Below are 17,832 nucleotides of genomic sequence, written 5' to 3' on the forward strand. Positions count from 1 at the left end.
GCGCAAATGGTCCTGATCATGGAGAGCGACGGCTCTCTGACCCCGTCGCGGTCTCAGAGCGGTTTTGCTCGAAACTACAATGACGGCGTTGGTCTGGGATCGGCGTCCGATGGTTTGGCCATTCTTGGTGAGACTGAAGCAGCTTCCGAACTTGACTCGCTGACGTTTGCGGCACTCGCCCAGCCAGTACCCCTGCCCCGCGCAGACGTTCTCTTGGGCATCGAGGCAACAGCCCTGCGCTATGTCGGCCATCCCGGCCTGCGCCGCGCGGGACTGTCCGTCACGGATTGGCTGGCTCTCTACCGGGCCAATATCGAGGTGGAAAGCGCCTACAGGCAGAATGCCGTCTCGAGCGCGGGCGCCATTGGTCTGGGCCAATTGATGCCTGCTACTGCCCGAGATCTCGGTGTGGATCCTCATGACGCGCTGCAGAACCTCGACGGCTCCGCCCGCTACCTGACAATGATGCTGGAAAGCTTCGGCGATCCACATCTGGCGCTGGCAGCCTACAACGCCGGGCCGGACGCCGTACGCCAGTACGGTGGCATTCCCCCTTACAGAGAAACCCAGAACCACGTAGCCCGCGTCATGGCTGTCGTGGCCCGATTGGAAGGATCAAATTCATGATGTCCCAACCTTTTTGGAAATCATTCCTCAAAACACTTATCGGCAATGTCACGAGAGCGCGCAGCGCGGCAGTGCATTGGCGATACCGCTTTTTCCAAACAAGTTGGTTTTCAATCCTCTTTGTCGCCTCGCTGGCGCTATTCCTGCTGATTGCCGAGCCCGCCCTCGCCCAGAGCATTGATCTCTCCCCGATCCAGAGCCTGTTACAGGGCATCGTCGATGCGCTGACCGGCCCACTTGGCGTTGTCATCGCGACGCTCGCCGTTCTCGGGGTCTTTCTCAGCTGGTTCTTCAACATCATCGATCTGCGCCAGGCGCTTTGGGTGCTTGTCGGGATCGCCGGTGTCGCCGCCGCCCCCACCATCGTTGCTGCGGTCTTTGCCGGTGGCTGAGCGCGCACCTCTCTTTCTCGGCCTCGTGCGCCCGCCCAAGCTTCTGGGCCTGCCCATCATGTATGCGATGGTCTGGCTCTTTGGCTCGGTGCTCTTGTTCGTCTGGGTCCAGCACATCGCGGTGCTGGGTTTCGCCGCCCTGCTCTATCCGGTGCTGTGGAAGGCCGCGGATTGGGACCCGCGTTTCATCGACGTGATGATGACGGCCCTGCAGGAGACACCGCCCACGCGCAACAGGTCCATCCATGGCGGGGACAGCTATGCGCCCTGATGAAGCTCGGGACGCTGCGCTCGATCCCCGAACAATGACGCCAGACTGGTATGCGCGCGAGACCCGCCTCGCGCATATGCTGCCCTATGTGAGCCTCGTTGACGACCAGACCGTGCGGACCCGGGTGAACGAACTCTTCCGCTGCATCCGGCTCGAGGGGATCAACAGCTACACGACCGAGGATGCCTATCTCGACAAGGTGACGGCGCTCTTTGCCCGCATCGTCGCGCAGCTCGGGCCGGAATTCAGCTATTACGTCCACAAGGTCTCCAAGGCCATCAGACCGGATCTGGACCCGATCCGTGAGGACAGCTTCGCAGGTGAGGTTGACCGGCGCTGGCGCGCGAAACTCGAGACCAGCGGGCTCCGCGACAAAACACTGACGCTCACCGTCATTCACCGCCCGCCCCCGAAAAGCCTCCTGCCGTTTCTGAGCCGCAGCGCCCCGGACCGCCTTAGAGAGGAGACCCGCAAACGCCTGCAGCGACTGGGCGAGGCCGTGAACGTCTTCCTCTCGGGCCTCACCGAGCTCAAGCCGCGGCTTCTCTCCGCCGCATCTGGGGAGTTGGTGGGATTTTTGGGCGCGCTCAATACGGGCACCGAGCTGCCGCTCTACCCGGCAAACACCTACGGCTTTCTGTCCTTCAACGTGGCCAATACCCGCGTGACGTTTCATGGCGATCATTTCGAGCTCTCTGAAGGCGTCGTGGGGCATCGCTACGGCAAGAGTTTCACCATCGGGGAATACTCGGAAGGCACCTCCTGCACCATGTTCGACATGCTGAACCTGCCGGTCGACATGATCGTCACGCAGTCCTTCACGCCGATCAATTCGAACCTCATGGCGGGCCGCATCAAGCGGCAAAAGCGCCAGATGCAGGCGAGCCAGGATGCGGCCCTCTCGCTCCTGGAAGCGCTCGACATCGCCGCCGATGATCTCGAGGCCAAGCGCCAGAGCTTTGGCGAGCACCACATGGTCGTGACGCTCTTCTGCGACACGCTCGAAGAGCTGCAAACCCTCAGCGCCGAGATCGTGAATGCCGCCGCGACCGAAGGCGTGAAGATGATTGGCGAGCGGGTCGCGGCCAAGGCGCATTACCTCAGCCAGCATCCCGGCAACCAGTCCAAGCGGGTGCGTGCCAGCGCCGTCACCAATCGCAACTTCGCGGATTTCGCGGCCTTTCACCGGACACAGCTCGGCAAACCCGCCGAGAAAACCCCATGGGGCCGGGTCGTCACTTATTTGCCCACGCCGGAGCAGAGCGCCTACCGGTTTTCTTATCACGAGCAGGGATCGCCCGACAAAGAACCGACCAGCGGTCATACGCTGATCATGGGACGGCCCGGGTCGGGCAAATCGGTGCTTTCGGCCTTCCTGATGACCCAGGTCCGTCGCGCAGGGGCGCGGATCTTCGTCTTCGATTACCGTCTTGGCATGGAGATGGCGGTCCGCGCGAATGGCGGGCGCTACGCGTCCCTGAACGCCGGTCAGCCCACGGGCCTCAACCCGCTCTGGACAGAGACCGATGCCCGCGGCACCGCCTGGCTCTCGGACTGGCTTGCCACCCTGCTCTACCGCGCTGACAAGCCCCTGACGCCCGCACAGACCAACCGCATCCAGGAAGTCGTGCGCCAGAATGCCCAGGCCTCCAATCCGGCCCTGCGGAACTGGCGGGATTTCGCGTCGCTTTTTGTGTCCACCGATGATGGCGGCGATCTGCACCAGCGCCTGCTCGAGTGGTCTGAAGACGGCCGCTATGGTTGGATCTTCGGGCAGAGCCTCGAGGACACGTTCTCGCTCAAAGGCGATGTGGTGGGCTTCGATCTGACCGGCATTCTCGACAGCGAGGCCGACAAGGAACGGATGGCGGTTCTCTCCTATCTTTTCCGCCGGGTCGAGCGCGAGATCGAGGACCGCCGCCCCACCATCATCGTGATCGACGAGGCCTGGAAGGCGCTCGACAACGCATATTTCGCCGAGCGGCTATCGAACTGGCTGGTGACCGCGCGCAAGCAGAACACCGTCGCGGTGATGATGACGCAATACGCAAGCCAGCTTGAGCGCACCCGGACCGGCAAGACCATCGTCGAAGCCGTTCCGACGCAGATCCTGCTGCCCAATATCCGCGCGCAGCCTGCGGATTACGCCATGCTGAACCTCACGGAGAAGGAACTCGACGTCCTTCTCAACACGGGCAGCAACAGCCGCTTGGCGCTGATCCGCGACGATCAGGGCTCAATCGTCGTCGATGCCGATCTGAGCGCCCTTGGACTCAATCTCACCATTCTTGGCGGCATGGAGAAAGGCGAAGCGCTTGTTGGGGCCGACTACCGCGACCGCCCAGACTTCTGGAGGCTTTCATGATTCGTATATGGCGTATCGAGATTTCACCAATAAATCCTGCATCGTTTTTCGCGTTCGAGCGAAGCGAGAGGCAGCGAACAAACGATTCAAGACAATCTCGAAACGCCAAATTGTTGGCTTTGGCTGCGCTCGGCGCGCTGGCCTCCTGCACCCAGTATCGGGAGCCGCAGGCCAATTGCTTTTCCTTTCTCGCCTCGACGGCAGCGACAGCCCAGGATTGCCACTTCGCACCGCTCGGCGCGCCGGAGGGCGACGTTGAAGTCTAGCCTGCCTCATATCCTCGCGTTTTGCCTGCTGCCCGGTCTCGCCTTGTCTCAAGGCGTGCCGACCAATGACAGTGGGCTGACCGCGCGTGACATCGTCGAGACTGGCGATCGCGAGGCTGACTTGGCCGTTCAGGCGGACAAGCTTGCCGTGCGCGAACTCATTGCCGAGATCGAACGGGAGCAGCTGGAAACCCTCCGACGCATCCTCGATGCGCAGACCAGCTTCGGCGGTCAGGGACTGCCCGCCATGGTCTCGGGGCTGGAAAACGGCAGCGGCGATCCCGACCGCGCCGTAGAAGCCGTTTATGGCACGGGCGAGATCGATCCCAATCCCGGCGGTGCGCAGATGTTCGGGGATGCGTCTGAGACCATCGAGCAACTCATCATCCGCGTGGCTCAGGAGACCAGCGGCTTTGCGGGTGTTGGCCGCGCAGGGCTCTCGCCCGTCCAGTGGCGCGCGTTGCTGCAAGCGCTGATCTGGCAGGAAAGCCGGTTTACGATTGGGGCACGGTCTCCCGTCGGCGCCTATGGTCTCACCCAGATCATGCCGGGCACCGCCAGCGATCTCGGCATCAACCCGGAATACTATGACAGCCCCTATCTGCAGGTGCATGGCGGCGCGCGCTATCTCGCGACTCAGCTCAACACATTCGATGGCAACATCATCAACGCCCTCGCGGCCTATAACGCCGGACCCGGCCGGGTTTTCGAGTATGGCGGCGTGCCACCCTTCCGCGAGACCCAGCACTACGTGTCGGTCATCCCTGAACGCTACAATCTCTATTTGACCCGTATCGGCGGGATCGATGCGCTTGGCACGATCGACCCCGCGCTTCTGGCCAATGCCAACCTCTCAATCACCGGGCACGGCGCGGCCTTCTATGGCAACAACTCGCCCGCCGCGATCAGGCAAGCCGCCCTGCGTATTGCGGATATCGTCGAACGGATTTCCGAAACGGAAGACGTGCAGGAAAGCATCGCACTCAACACCTATGCCCGCGCCGAACTCGGGCGCCTCGTCGCTGCCCGCATCCGGCTTCAGGCCGCCCGCACCCGCGTGCTCTCCGCCGGAGAGCTGGCCCAGGCCAGCGCCCGCATGGCCGAAGGCGCGTTCATGGATTTTACGATCAGGGAGATTGAATGATGAGACGGAAGTTTCTGAGAGCGGCCTTGGCCACAACGCTTGGAATTGGCCTGCATCTGGGAGCCCTCTCCCCTGCCGCAGCGCAGGGCGTGCCCGTCGTCGACACCCAGAACATCGCGCAAAGCATCCAGCAGCTCCGGCAGATGATCGAAGACGAGATCCTGCAAAACGAGCAGCTGGTCCAGCTTCGCGAACAGCTGGCCACCCTCACGGATCAACTCGCGGAGCTGCAAAGAACCTATGAAGCGCTCACCCGCCTCGCCGAGCTTCCAGAAATCATCCGCACCGAGATGGAAGACGAACTCAATGGCCTGCTCGACCAGGAGTTCGGGGACATCCTCGCCACGATTGAGGCGATCAAGACTGGGGATTTCTCCGGCCTGTCCGGTTCTGGCGCAGGCGAGATCGAAACCCAGATGGACCGGGTGCTGGCCGACCTCGGCTTTGACGAGGACACGCTCTCGGAAATGGCCACCAGCGGCAATCCCGGGGCCAACCGTGTGGCCACGCAGGCAACAACCGGCGCGCTCGTCTCAGCCGCCGCCCAGAACAGCTACGAGGACGCCGGCCAATCGCTCGAGCGGGTCGACCGCCTTGTCGGACTCATCGACGACATGGACGAACTCAAGGAAAGCATCGATCTCAACACGCGCGTGACCGCGGAGCTCGCCATTGCGCTGGTCGCCATGTGGCAACTCGAAGCGATTCAAACCGTGGGCGATGGCACCGGCGGCGTGATCGATGCCGCCACCATCGCCGAGGAGCAGCGCTTCATGGATTTCACGCTGCCCGAGCTGCGGGCCGAGTGAGTGCGGGGTGTGACGCGTGGCGAGTGAACAAGAGATCATCGAGGAAGAGCTGGTCTACGGTGCCCTGCGCCGTGAACGGCTTTGGCAGCGTCTTGGCCTGATAGGCCTTGTCTTCGGCATCATCGGCTGTCTGAGCGCGGCAGCTGTCTCGATCCTCGATGTCAATCCGCCCCCCGTCGTTGTCCCCTATGATCCCGCCACCGGCTTTGCACTCCCCGAAGCATCGGTGGGCGCTTCCTCGGTGACCGCCAACCAGGCGATCATCGAGGCGGAAGTGTTCCGCTATGTGACCGACCGCGAGGTCTACAACCAGCTCGACAACGACCTGCGCATCCGCAGCGTCCTGCGCCGCTCTGACGGGGCTGCCGAGAGCGGGCTACGCCAGATCTGGAACAGCGCAAATGAAAACTATCCGCCGACCGTCTATGGCCCCAATGCCCGGCTCGACGTGGAAATCCTCAGCATCAACCGGATCGGCACCAACCGCGCCACGGTGCGCCTGCGCAAGCGTCTGACCTCCATCAACGGCACCCAAACCGGGCTCTTCACCGCGACCCTTCTCTTCGAGTTCCGTCCCGAAACCCGTCGCTCCATCGACGAGGTCTGGACCAATCCATTTGGGTTTACCGTGCGCGAATATTCCATCCGCTCCGACAGATTGGAGAATTAGTTTGATCAATAAGTTCTTTGTTGCTGCCATATTTGTTTTGCTGCCCGGCCTTGCCTTTGCCGAAGCGATCCCGCGCGGTGGTCCAAATGACAGTCGTGTGCGGCTGGCCACCTACCAGGAAGGCCAGGTCTACCGCCTCAGCGTCTCGCTCACCCATGTCACCACCATCGAGTTTGGAGAGGGTGAAAGCATCCGCTCGATTATCGCGGGCGACACGGAAGGGTTTGAGATCGATGGCGTCCCCGGTGGTCAGGCATTCGCGATCAAGCCCGTCGCGCGCGGTGTCCATACCAATGTGACCGTCTACACGAACCGGCGCAGCTACTATTTCAACGTCGAGGAGGTCCGCAGCCCCACCTTCTATGTGGTGCAGTTCCGCTATCCTGACGACGCTGCGCGCCCGACCCGGGCCATCGCGGCCCAAGCGCCGAACTACAACTACGGTGCCAGCGCGCGGACCGAGTTCACACCAACCCGCATCTGGGATGACGGGACGTTCACGTATTTCGCCTTTCCAAGAAACGCGCCTGTGCCCGCGATCTTCCGCTACGCGGGCGGCCGCGAGCGCACGGTCAACACGCAAACCCCTGAAGACGGCGTGATCCGCGTCAGCGGCGTAAATCGCCAATGGGTCCTGCGACTTGGCGAAGAGGTGGTCTGCATCGAGGCGATCCCGCCCGCGGAGGCCACCTCATGAGCGATACCGGGAACACCGAGCTGGAAAAACGCCTCGCCGCCCTTGAGAAAGGCAGTGCCCGCGCCCCCACGGCGGCGCAGCGCCGGTCGCCCCTTCTCGCGCTGATCGTGGTCCTCCTCATCGGCGCGGGTAGTGCCCTGCTTTATCTCCTCTCACAGCCCGACGAAGAGGTAGCCTTGCCAACGGCCACCCCAGACGTCTTCCAAAACGAGGGGGACGGCTTTGGCGCCATCGAGACCTTGCCCCCGCCCGAGCCCGAGGTTGTTTTCGTCGCACCTGATCCGGTTGAGCCCAACACCGAGCTTCTGGCGCAGATCACCGCCCTGCAGGCTCAGATCGAGGAATTGCGCAACGCGCCCGAACCGGTCGTCGAGGAAGACACCGCCGCCGCAGAGGCGATCGACGCGCTGACCGCTCAGATCGCGGCGCTGCAAGCTGCCTCGGAAGCCGCACAGCAACGGTTCCAGGACGAACTGACGGCGCGGGATCGCAGCCTTGAGCAACTCCGCATGGATCTGGAACTGGCCCAACTCGAGGCCAGCCGACCCCAACCCGCCCCAGCGGGCCCCACGGAAGATGAGCTGCGCGCACGCGAGCAAGAGCGACTGCGCCGGGAGGAAGAAGCCCGGCGCATGGCCGAGCTGGAGCGCCGCGCCGCGGAGGAACGCGCCTTCCAGGAGCGGCGCATCGCCTCGCCCACCATCGCGTTTGGCGGTGCCTCCGGAGCGAATGAAACGGCTCTGACCGAACGCACTTTTGGCGAGGTGACGGATTTCGTGCTGAATGGTGCGTTGCCCTCCACCGTGACGCAGGCCCAGGTGATCGCCAATCCCTCCAACACGATTTTACAGGGCACCATGATCCAGGCCGTCATGGAAACCGCCCTCGACAGCTCCCTTCCCGGCCAGACCCGTGCCGTGGTGTCCGAGGATGTTTACAGCGTCGATGGCGCGCGCCTCCTAATCCCGCGCGGATCCCGTCTCATCGGGCGCTACCGCGCCGGCGTCGATATCGCGCAGCGCCGCGTCACGATCGCCTGGGACCGGATTATCCTGCCTGACAATCAGACCGTCCAGATCAGCTCCTTCGGGGGCGATGAACTGGGCCGTTCCGGTGTCACAGGTTTCGTGGACACGCGCTTTGCCGAGCGTTTCGGGTCGGCCGCCCTGATCTCGCTGATTTCGGCTGCACCCAGTGCCGCCGCCTCCGAGGTCCAGGATGAGACTGCCGCCGACGCTCTCGAAGACGTTGGCGATGATCTGGCAGATGCCACGGACAGCGTCATAGGCGATTACCTCTCCATCGGCCCCGTCATCTATGTCGACCAGGGCGCCCGCGTCACGGTCATGGTCGACCGCGATCTGGAGATATTCTGAGCCCATGTCGCTGAGCTATCTCGAAACCTCGCTCGACCGGATCGACGCCGCCGCCCGCGACGACGTCATCGAGATCTGCATCAACCCTGATGGCACCTGCTGGGGCGAATTCCAGGGTGATCACTTCATGCGCGCGCTGGACCAGAGGCTGACGGGCGTTCAGGTCAGGGACCTCGGCAACCAGATCGCGTCCTCTGCCAACACCACGATGAGCAAGGACCGCCCCATCGTCTCGGTCTCGATCACCTATAAGGGGCGCCCGATCCGCGCACAGGTCATCACCCCGCCCGCCGTGCTCTCGGCCATGTCGATCAGCCTGAGGTTCTTCTCAAGCCTGCCACTCGAGGGCATTGCGCTCGATTTCCTCTACGGAAAAGAGCGCAAGCTTGAAGACCTGCGCGTGGAAAAGAAGCGCGCCTTGCGCGCTGTGGTGGCCGCGGGTTTGATTGATGATGCGCTTGCCTTCTGCGTCGAGAACAAACTCAACATGATCGTCTCGGGTGGCACCTCCACCGGCAAGACCGTAGCCGCGCGCAAGATCCTTTCTCACGTGCTAGCCGAGGAACGCATCGTCACCATCGAAGAAGCCGCCGAGCTTCTGCCGACCCAGCCAAATGCCGTGACCCTCATCGCCAATCGCGATGCGGAATTCCAGACCGCCGATGTGCTTCTCACCGCCACGCTGCGCATGCGCCCCGACCGGATCATCCTGGGCGAGGTCCGCGGCAAAGAGGCCATGACCTTTCTGGAAGCCATCAACACCGGCCATGGCGGCTCGATGACCACGCTGCATGCCGAAACCCCGCAATTGGCCGTGCAGCGCCTCGCGATTGCGGCCCTCAAGACCGAGATCCCGATGACCTATGCCGACATGATCCAATACATCGAGAATTCCATCGACGTGATCATCCAGGCCGGTCGCCATGACGGCAAACGCGGCATCACGGAATTCTACCTCCCCGGCGCAACTGAGATTGGAGCTTCCCCATGAAGACGTTTGAATACGATATCCTGTCCTTTCCGGTGAAGAAGCAAAAGGACTACGACGAGATGCGACGTGTCTTGAATCAGCGCGGCGCGGAAGGGTGGGAGGTCATCACCGCCGAAGTCGGCGATTACGGCTACACCACTTTCTTGAAGCGTGAGACTGGTACAATGAAGGCGGCATCGGAATGACACAGACTATTGCAGTCGCTGGCCTGCTCTTGATCTTTGGCACAACTGCTGGCGTAGCAGAGTGGAACCTGATCCCAACGCTCGACAACCACCCAAATGTTTGCCCAGACCAACCACCCGAGCCGGAATGGATGCAGAACATCAATGTGCGCGAATCCTACAAGCGCCTTTTGATCCAACAGATATATCGGGCTCAAAGCATGGAGCGCGTCGTAGACTCGCAAAACTGCGACTGTCCCACACGGTATCCAACTTGGGAGGACGCCGTACGCTTCTACACCGAGCGCTATGCTTCATCTGAATACTGGGACGTTGTCGAAGCGACGTCCGAATACCGACGGCAGGCAAATGAACTGCGCCGCGCCGCCATGCCAATCTGCGTAGCAGCTGGCAACTGGTAGCAATCCATGAGTGTCGTCACCTACTTCGTGGAAACGTCCGAAGGGTATCTAGATACCGCTGCCGAAACTCAGTTTGGTGCGGTCGCAGCAACGGTCGGTACGTTGCTGGTTCTGGGCACAACACTAGTTGTCATTCTGGTCTTCATCAACATGATCTACCAGTATCGCGCCATGGACGGCCGAACTGCCTTTTGGCTGGCCGTAAAGGTCGGACTGATAGGGGTCTTCGCGGCCAACTGGGTCCAGTTCAATGCGCTTGCCTCAGCAATACTGAACGGAATCGACAGCATTGCCGGGGCCCTTGTGGCTTCTGTCGGCGGCGGATCACCTGGCCCGTCCGGTACCTTTGCAGAGGAATTTGACGAATTGATTGCAGCGCTCGGGGACTATCTGAATGCTGCGGGGTCCGAGCTGAACTGGATGGCCGGTGCCTTGTTGGACACACTCGGGGTTCTGCTGCTCTCGATTCTTGGCGGGTTGGCGGCGTTCATTGTTGTGGCGTCCCGGCTCATGATCGCTCTGCTAATTGGCATTGCGCCAGTGATGATTTTCTTGACCCTGTTCGAGGTGACCAAGGATTATTTCGCGCGCTGGTTATCCGCGTTCATTTCATTCGCGATGTATCCGATCGTCGTCGCCGGAGTGTTCGCGACGATCACGGGGGTCTCTCGGGCGCTTCTTGCCGAGCTTGGCGACCCGGAGGGAGCCTCGAACATAGGGGCCCTTATCCCATTTTTCATGATGGTGCTGATGGCAAAGGGTTTCATCATAGCAACGCCTTTCTTGGTTCGTGCGATTTCCGGAAACATCATGATGCCAGCGCTCTCTGCCGGGTTCGGTGGCAGCTATGCATTTGCCCGAGGGCTGGCAGGTAGCCAACAGGTTTACAACCGTTACGCCATCGGTGGTGCGACGGGGGCGGAATACGCAGCCCTGCGCGCGCGCCAATTCTTCGGTGTGCAAGCGTTGCCAAGCCGACCCAATACTGCCGGAGGACCAACTGCGGCTCGTCCGGGTGACGCAAACGGAACAGGTGCCCGAATGCTGGCACAGCTTTCAAGACTTGGTAGATTGGGCAAGCGGTGACAGACCGGTGCTAAAAACTTGCCAAAACAGCAAAGGGTTTGCCTGGGGCTTTTGTCATAGCTAACTGCTTGATCCTTCTCGACGCAAGGCGAGCGGCCAGAAACGACATCGTGTGATTGCGGCGGTCGGTTTTCTCGGACCTGACAGGACCACAGGCGGATCAACATAATAGGGAAAATGTCAAGGTAGGGGTGGGCCGGCGTCAGCCCGTCGATCCCCTGCCCTACCTATGCTCAAAGCGAACTCGGCATAGACGTTGGGGTTGCGGGATTTCTATAGCTACTTCATTTCTATAAAATGAAGCTGACTTAAGCGACGAAAATCAACATTACCGGCCATACGCAAATCTAGGTGTCCAGCTTGCAACAAGCTTCTCTTCCTCATCCTCAACTTCATAGGGATCCTCGGGGAGCATGTCACTCGACAGGACTGTCAACGTATAGCCATAACTCCCCAGACCTACGATCTCTTCCTCAAGCGCAATCGTCTTCTCTCCACCAAACCATTCGGCCAGGCGCGTTGAACCACAGATGGACTTCCGATTTGAGATGTTTGCTGCCTCGGAATTGAAATTCCGCGTCGCAGTGTAGGGAAGGGGATCACCCTTCTTAAGAAAACGCAGGCGATCCAGTCGCTTGAAGCTTTCTGACATAAACCCGTAGGCAATCTGAGTGCCTTGGCTCACAACAACAGCCATAGGATATGGCGCGCACTCGGCAGCTCGAATTGCTGCCGATGTAAGCGACGTTTCAGCTTCCCCTGCCAAGTGCAGAATTCCTTCAAGACCAACCGACGCCCCGTAAAGGGCTTCGCGTGTAAGGCGCGTGGGCATAAGCAATCCTGATGCAAAATGATCAGCTTCTATCTCAATGGAATTGTGCCCCTGCGTGAATCCCGCCTTGGAAAAGTGAACCGGGGCTGTTTTCAGTATCTCTTCGGGATGTCCTTCAAGGAAATAGTGCCCAAGTTCATGCGCTACGGTGAAGCGCCGAAAGCCCTCACTGCGAATGTGAGTAGCATATATAATGCCAACACCATCATCGTTAAAAACAATGCAGCCACTCATGCCTTCACGGTCAGGCTTCTTTGCCTCTACTACAATGGCCTCATCTTCTGCTACCTTGAAAGGATCAATGGGAAGCGTCTCGAACCCGAACTGGCTTGCTACCTGTTCGCCTTTCAGTCGAGACATCTTGAGTCTGAACTTACTCACTTCTCGCGATCCTCCCGCCGCCTCGCAAGTGTGTCGATCATCAGTTGAATGCTTTCACGATCAGCATGATTTAGGCTCTCTTCATTCCTGAATGCTGTCGTAGACCCCTTGATGGTGTCCGCCCTGCCCAAGAGGTAGTCGGATGACACCTCAAGTGCTTTGGCCAGCGCGCGAATGTTAGCAAAGGACGGCTTCCGGCGGTTCGCTTCAAAGTGACCAATAGCAGCGGGCTGAAGGCCAGCTATCTTTGCAAGTTCTGTCTGGTTCAGTTCCCGTTGCTCGCGAGCGGTACGCAATCGGGCAGCAAAAACGCCGTCAGTTTCATCGGCAGTTGACACTACGATTATAAATCCTATATTATGACGATATCGTAGGAAGTCTTGTTGGGCCGTTTGGCCCTTTTCTTTGGCGGAATGTCCTACGTTTTCGTCATAAAAACTATAACGGACTGGGATTTTGGTCAAGAGAGAATCGACCATTTCGGCAAAGTCCAGAGAGAAGAGGAAAGGAAGGAGGTGAACAACATGGCAAAATCGAACAGCGAAGTAACGAGCGCGAAGGCTGCATCGGCAGCTTCAAAAGTGCTCAGAAATCCGAAGTCCAGCCCGGCGGCAAAGACAGCGGCGGCTTCTGCGCTTACGCAGCGTCCGAACAAAAAATGACTCTGAAAAATTGGGGTGCCTGGTGATACCCGGCACTCCTCCAAACAGGGATGGCACAAGCCATACTGAAATTTTTCTTACCAAGGAGTGCCTCGAATGGCCGACAGACAAGTAACCGCATCAGGAAAAGACAAGGACGGCGACATCACCAAGCTTTGCAAATCAGGCGAAGCATGGTCCCCGCGCCAGAAGACTGATGCGATCCGCGATATCGAAAACGGCACGCATACCTACTACGTCCAGCAGGCTGGCACGTCTCGTGTCAACATCACCGTGGTGAACGGAACGACCGGCAAATACCTTCGCTCGACCGCCGATAAATCTTCGAGCAACAACTTGGACAATCTCCCTGATTGCTAAGCCTATGACCCTACAACATCAGGGCTCGCAGATAGCATCTACCTCTGCGGGCCCGTTTCAACCCGGCGTCCTTGAATGTCATAAAAAGAAGGATATTACCTCATGCCACAGGATCATCAGATCACCTGTATTATCCCAGACGGCGCGGACTCTGACCGGCGTATTGACAGCATCGGTGGGGCCACTGGTTCCAAGAGTGGTGGTCCTTGGTGCATTAAGCTCGACGCTGCCATCAAAGGTATCGAAGACGGCACTTGGCGTTTTTGGACCAGCGTAAATGGCAACTCGGTTTGGGTCATCATCGCTACGCGGAACGGAAAGAAATACCTGAAAACCGAGGCCGATGGAGCCGAACCGAATAACCTCTTGAGTCTGCCGCACTGTAACTAGGCCTCGATTCAGTCCAAGAGAGGCGGTCGAGGCGTCACCGCCTCGGTATGTATCAATGGCCCCCCGATCACAGGGTCAGAGGCTGCGCCTTCGGCTTCTGATCGAACAGAATCACACGCCGCATGAGCCATGCGGCAGGAGATCGGATCCGACTTTTTTGACAGAAGCGTTGACGCTTTGAACCGAGTATTAAATATTGAAACAAATAACGAACGAGCCGCAACCGAGCATGCCCAAGAACATCCTAATATTTTCCGACGGGACCGGCCAAGTCGGTGGGCTACGACCCGACCAGCGACTATCGAACGTTTACAAGATGTATCGCGCGATGCGTCCCGGACCATCTTCGCCAATCGACCCGAAAGAACAGGTCTGTTTCTATTCCGCCGGTCTCGGTGCGGGTGAGGTTGGGGGCTTAACGCTCCGGCGGATTAGGAACATCCTGTCGGCGGCGGTTGGGACCGGGATCGACGAAAACGTAATCGATTGCTACGAGAAGATCATCTCCTACTACGAGCCCGGTGACCATATCCTTCTCTTCGGATTTTCGAGAGGCGCCTACACCGTCCGTGCCGTTGCCAACGTGATGAACCTCTGCGGTGTCCCGACAAGGATGCCGGACGGATCGCCGGTTCCGCGCTTCGGACCGCGGCTGAGGAAGATCGCCAGCGATGCCGTGAATTTCGTCTACAACCATGGAAATGGCTACCCACGCGGGCAGAAGCCCTATTACGAAAGGCGTGAAGAGCTGGGTCGGCGGTTCCGGCAGAAGTACGAAAGTTTCGTGCCGGATGCGGACGAGGACGTCCAAGGCAACGTCCAGCCGACGTTCATCGGCGTTTTCGACACAGTCGCCGCACTTGGAAACGCGCAGGTAAGCCTGCTGGCTGGCGTCGTCGCCTTTACGCTCTTTGCCGCGTTCGGTGCGGCACTTTGGTTCTCTTGGCCCTGGTACGTCTGGCTTCCCCTTCTCGGCTTCCTTGGTCTCATCGGATTCTGGTATGCGAAGCTGAAGTGGTCGCAGTGGAAGTACTTCTCACCGGACGAGACGAAGCCACTCAGACTGACCCGTCTCGCCGACTGGCCTGCGATCTGGAAACACGGCCACTACGCTAAGTGGAGTCTTGAAAACTATGACCAGTGGCTCGATTCCGATGTCGGCCACGCCCGTCATGCCCTAGCGATAGACGAGCATCGCAAGAACTTTCCCCGCGTGAAATGGGCAATGGCGGCTGAAGCTAGGAAGACCGAAGGCCGTGACCCACCTTGGTTGAAGCAAGTCTGGTTCGCTGGCTGCCACAGTGACGTTGGCGGCAGCTATCCCGAACCAGAGTCCCGTCTCAGCGACATCGCGCTCAGCTGGATGCTTGAAGAACTGAAAGCATGCGTGCCTGATGTCCAAATCAACGATAACAAGATCTACGTCATGTCCGATCCGAGGGGCATGCAGCACGAGGAAACATTCATGTTCGCGTACGGTCCGATCCGGCGGCGGTGGCCGGTTGCGCCGCGCGTAGTAAGCGCCGCTTTCCAGCTCCATCCATCGGTCTTCGAGCGCCTTGAAGCTGGGCCGGTTTCACACGTAGGAGAGATGCGACCTTACAGACCCGAGCAACTCCGTGACCATCCCTCTACGAAGTCTTACTTCGATGATGGAGAGTGACCAGATTGGTCGTCATATCGGCGTGGAAAGGTTGGCCAGTATCGTAACCGCTGTGAGCGGCCGGCCCCTAGCTGAGCTTTTGGTCGACGCGCAACCAGCGGCAGCTTCAAGGCCACAGCCGCGGACCAACATCACATGTCTTGATTGCACTTCTTATTCATCTCCGATCAGAGTGCCGGAACCAATCCACCAACCTATTTCCTTGGAGATGCCGGTTTGAAACACAAGCGCCTAGATCTAGCATCAGAGATCAAAAGAGCATCGCTTCCGGCTGGCCTTCCGGGCTTTCTATATCCGGTCTTCGAAGCAGTCTCCAATGCACTTCATTCGATAGAAGACAAATATACCTTGAGCGCTCACGAAGATGGCTTCATCAGGGTTGAAATTGACATCGATGCGAAAACCATTGTGGTGGAGGATAACGGAGAGGGATTCAGCGCTGCCAATCTGGACGCTTTTCTGACGCCGTTTACTGGGAACAAGTTACGCCGGAACGGAAAAGGGTTTGGGCGTTTTGTTTCCTTCAAGATATTTGACAGTGTATTCTACGCTTCGCCGACGAAATTCTTAGACGGAAGGGTTGCCAATGCCGTTTTCGAGTACTTGCCGCTTGATCAAGACGACAACCTTAAAGAGTTGAACAGCAGCGAACATCTAGCACCACACAAACACGACACAGGACTTACCGTCAAGTTTTGCAATCCGAAAGACGAGTACCTCAAATATTTCGATTTTGCCAATGAGGCAAAAGAGGATGACTATACTGAAGAGGAAATATTGATCGCTCTTCTGGATCATTTTCTTCTGGAGTTCGTCCAGAAAAAGACGCCTCAGAACTTCTTGTGTGTAATCGGCGGCGCGACTTTCAACCTCTCCGATTATTTCACGGAAAGCGTGACACAGCGTGACCAGGACACCGTTTTGTTTGAGATAGACGGCGAGCATGTCGAATTTCATCTCCGCTACATGCAGATCGATGCTAAGAAATCGAAACGTCACAGCCTTTACTTCTATGCGGACAATAGAGCGACAAGTGACCTTGAAAACATTGCCAAAGGGCTCCGGGACACGCCTTTCAATGACCAGAAGCGGCGGTACAACTATCTCGTTTCAGTAACCAGTCCCTATTTCAAAGCCACTCAGTCTCGTGATCGAATTGAGAACCTTGGGATTGAGATTCAGCATCAAGGCAAGCAAAGATCACTGAAAGACGCACTTGCTGTCGAAGCAAAGGCTCGTATTTTAGAACTTGAGCCAATATATACGGGTACAAGGCGTGCGACGATAAAGTCGAACGTCGAGGAGCTGATTGCGCTCGACCCTGTCCTTCGACGAGGTCTTGGAGGAAAAACTCTTGATGAATTCGTCAGTGAGAGAGGTATCACAGAATCAAAAGAGCAGTTGGCGCAAGACCTGTTCGTCGAGCGGCTGCGAAGCAAATTCGACTTTCGGAAGATAAACTCAAAGACGCCGCTAGAGGAACTCCAGAGGGTAGTCAGAGATAACATCCCAGCCGATGCAAAAGAGGCGTTGGCCGTTTACGTGGCCTATCGGAATGACGTAATCAAAGTGCTTACGGAAATGCTTGATCGCAGGTCTGACGGGTCTGTGGCCAAAGAAGATGCCGTCCACGAGTTGATTTACCCCAGGTATAAGGACAGCGACGAGATCGACTACTCTTCGCACAACCTGTGGCTAATCGATGACGACCTAGCGTACGCGGAGTATATCTCCAGTGACCGGACCCCAAAGGGCAAGCAACGCGAAAAAGGATCGTTTGCTCACGACATATTGGTGAACAACGAAAAAGAACTTCTTATTGTTGAAATGAAACGACCACATAAGAAGGGATTTGCCGCCGTCGAAAACGCAGCCAAACCAACTGACAATCCGGTGCAACAACTCATTTCACAGATCGGAGAAATACGCGATTTTGGTGGCGTGACGACGAGCGGTGACCGAAAAGTTGAGGTCTCTCAAGATAATATGGTGCGGGGCTACGTCATAGCCGACTGGAACGACGATCTAGAAACATACCTTAAAGACAATGACTTCAAGATCACGAATTTCGGAGGCCCAATGGCCTACAAGTACTTTGACACGCGTAACATGATTATCGAAGTATTGGCTTTCGACCGACTGAAAGACCGTGCCGCCAAAAGAAACATGGTGTTTGTCGATATCTTGGAGGGTAAGACAAATTATGCTGGGCTTCGGATCAGTCGCTTGGCAGGCGAGTAAGCAATGTCACTTGGCCTCGTAGA

Annotated in this window: 21 protein-coding genes; 19 read left to right on the top strand and 2 right to left on the bottom strand. The window is 58.4% G+C overall.

The window, feature by feature from the left end; translation table 11 throughout:
- Window positions 1-6: 6 nt before the first annotated feature.
- The 14 genes from IEX10_RS18910 (at window position 7) to IEX10_RS18975 (ending at window position 11,280) form a co-directional block, all read left to right on the top strand.
- Window positions 7-627 carry a lytic transglycosylase domain-containing protein gene (locus IEX10_RS18910; protein ID WP_188678856.1) on the top strand — a complete coding sequence of 207 codons (621 nt, stop codon included), beginning with the start codon at window positions 7-9 and terminating at the stop codon, window positions 625-627.
- A gap of 71 nt (window positions 628-698) precedes the next feature.
- Complete coding sequence (locus IEX10_RS18915; RefSeq protein ID WP_373287561.1) at window positions 699-1,019, top strand: TrbC/VirB2 family protein; 321 nt, start codon at window positions 699-701, stop codon at window positions 1,017-1,019.
- Window positions 1,012-1,290, top strand: coding sequence for a VirB3 family type IV secretion system protein (locus IEX10_RS18920; protein WP_040104433.1), 279 nt, complete (start codon window positions 1,012-1,014; stop codon window positions 1,288-1,290). Before IEX10_RS18915 ends, IEX10_RS18920 begins: the two co-directional genes overlap by 8 nt.
- Window positions 1,280-3,655: a VirB4 family type IV secretion/conjugal transfer ATPase gene (locus tag IEX10_RS18925; RefSeq protein WP_188678795.1), complete on the top strand. Its 2,376-nt coding sequence runs from the start codon at window positions 1,280-1,282 to the stop codon at window positions 3,653-3,655. The genes IEX10_RS18920 and IEX10_RS18925 overlap by 11 nt, the downstream gene beginning before the upstream one ends.
- Complete coding sequence (locus tag IEX10_RS18930; RefSeq protein WP_082135414.1) at window positions 3,652-3,921, top strand: hypothetical protein; 270 nt, start codon at window positions 3,652-3,654, stop codon at window positions 3,919-3,921. Before IEX10_RS18925 ends, IEX10_RS18930 begins: the two co-directional genes overlap by 4 nt.
- Window positions 3,911-5,065, top strand: a complete 1,155-nt coding sequence (locus IEX10_RS18935) for a lytic transglycosylase domain-containing protein (protein WP_188678797.1) — start codon at window positions 3,911-3,913, stop codon at window positions 5,063-5,065. Before IEX10_RS18930 ends, IEX10_RS18935 begins: the two co-directional genes overlap by 11 nt.
- Window positions 5,065-5,874 (top strand): type IV secretion system protein, encoded by an 810-nt coding sequence (locus tag IEX10_RS18940; RefSeq protein ID WP_188678860.1) that lies wholly within the window; start codon window positions 5,065-5,067, stop codon window positions 5,872-5,874. The genes IEX10_RS18935 and IEX10_RS18940 overlap by 1 nt, the downstream gene beginning before the upstream one ends.
- Before the next feature lie 16 nt (window positions 5,875-5,890).
- On the top strand, window positions 5,891-6,544 hold the full coding sequence (locus IEX10_RS18945; RefSeq protein WP_188678798.1) for a VirB8 family type IV secretion system protein: 654 nt from the start codon (window positions 5,891-5,893) through the stop codon (window positions 6,542-6,544).
- A 1-nt stretch (window position 6,545) separates the two neighbouring features.
- A complete protein-coding gene (locus IEX10_RS18950; protein WP_188678800.1) occupies window positions 6,546-7,241 on the top strand; it encodes a TrbG/VirB9 family P-type conjugative transfer protein in 696 nt (231 codons plus the stop codon).
- Window positions 7,238-8,617 carry a TraB/TrbI/VirB10 family type IV secretion system protein gene (locus tag IEX10_RS18955; protein ID WP_188678802.1) on the top strand — a complete coding sequence of 460 codons (1,380 nt, stop codon included), beginning with the start codon at window positions 7,238-7,240 and terminating at the stop codon, window positions 8,615-8,617. Before IEX10_RS18950 ends, IEX10_RS18955 begins: the two co-directional genes overlap by 4 nt.
- Before the next feature lie 4 nt (window positions 8,618-8,621).
- A complete protein-coding gene (locus tag IEX10_RS18960) occupies window positions 8,622-9,608 on the top strand; it encodes an ATPase, T2SS/T4P/T4SS family (RefSeq protein WP_188678804.1) in 987 nt (328 codons plus the stop codon).
- A complete protein-coding gene (locus tag IEX10_RS18965) occupies window positions 9,605-9,793 on the top strand; it encodes a hypothetical protein (RefSeq protein WP_188678806.1) in 189 nt (62 codons plus the stop codon). The genes IEX10_RS18960 and IEX10_RS18965 overlap by 4 nt, the downstream gene beginning before the upstream one ends.
- Window positions 9,790-10,194 carry a hypothetical protein gene (locus IEX10_RS18970; protein ID WP_188678807.1) on the top strand — a complete coding sequence of 135 codons (405 nt, stop codon included), beginning with the start codon at window positions 9,790-9,792 and terminating at the stop codon, window positions 10,192-10,194. The genes IEX10_RS18965 and IEX10_RS18970 overlap by 4 nt, the downstream gene beginning before the upstream one ends.
- Window positions 10,195-10,200: 6 nt before the next feature.
- Window positions 10,201-11,280, top strand: a complete 1,080-nt coding sequence (locus IEX10_RS18975) for a TrbL/VirB6 family protein (protein ID WP_188678808.1) — start codon at window positions 10,201-10,203, stop codon at window positions 11,278-11,280.
- A 328-nt stretch (window positions 11,281-11,608) separates the two neighbouring features.
- Here the strand turns inward: IEX10_RS18975 and IEX10_RS18980 are convergent, their stop codons facing one another.
- Window positions 11,609-12,472: an ImmA/IrrE family metallo-endopeptidase gene (locus tag IEX10_RS18980; protein WP_229678648.1), complete on the bottom strand. Its 864-nt coding sequence runs from the start codon at window positions 12,470-12,472 to the stop codon at window positions 11,609-11,611.
- A 17-nt stretch (window positions 12,473-12,489) separates the two neighbouring features.
- Entirely contained in the window at window positions 12,490-12,831 is a 342-nt protein-coding gene (locus tag IEX10_RS18985) for a helix-turn-helix domain-containing protein (protein WP_229678649.1), read from the bottom strand.
- 45 nt (window positions 12,832-12,876) lie between these two features.
- On the opposite strand from IEX10_RS18985, the gene IEX10_RS18990 reads away from it, so the two are divergent.
- From IEX10_RS18990 to IEX10_RS19010, 5 genes are all read left to right on the top strand, one after another.
- Window positions 12,877-13,155 carry a hypothetical protein gene (locus IEX10_RS18990; protein WP_188678864.1) on the top strand — a complete coding sequence of 93 codons (279 nt, stop codon included), beginning with the start codon at window positions 12,877-12,879 and terminating at the stop codon, window positions 13,153-13,155.
- Window positions 13,156-13,251: 96 nt separating this feature from the next.
- Window positions 13,252-13,515, top strand: coding sequence for a DUF3892 domain-containing protein (locus tag IEX10_RS18995; protein ID WP_188678811.1), 264 nt, complete (start codon window positions 13,252-13,254; stop codon window positions 13,513-13,515).
- A 102-nt stretch (window positions 13,516-13,617) separates the two neighbouring features.
- Window positions 13,618-13,905 carry a DUF3892 domain-containing protein gene (locus IEX10_RS19000; RefSeq protein ID WP_188678812.1) on the top strand — a complete coding sequence of 96 codons (288 nt, stop codon included), beginning with the start codon at window positions 13,618-13,620 and terminating at the stop codon, window positions 13,903-13,905.
- Between the two features lie 229 nt (window positions 13,906-14,134).
- On the top strand, window positions 14,135-15,568 hold the full coding sequence (locus IEX10_RS19005) for a phospholipase effector Tle1 domain-containing protein (RefSeq protein WP_188678814.1): 1,434 nt from the start codon (window positions 14,135-14,137) through the stop codon (window positions 15,566-15,568).
- A 216-nt stretch (window positions 15,569-15,784) separates the two neighbouring features.
- Window positions 15,785-17,809 (top strand): ATP-binding protein, encoded by a 2,025-nt coding sequence (locus IEX10_RS19010; RefSeq protein WP_188678816.1) that lies wholly within the window; start codon window positions 15,785-15,787, stop codon window positions 17,807-17,809.
- The last annotated feature ends 23 nt before the right edge of the window (window positions 17,810-17,832 follow it).

This window comes from Neptunicoccus cionae, assembly GCF_014643735.1.
GTDB classification, from domain to species: Bacteria; Pseudomonadota; Alphaproteobacteria; order Rhodobacterales; family Rhodobacteraceae; genus Amylibacter; species Amylibacter cionae.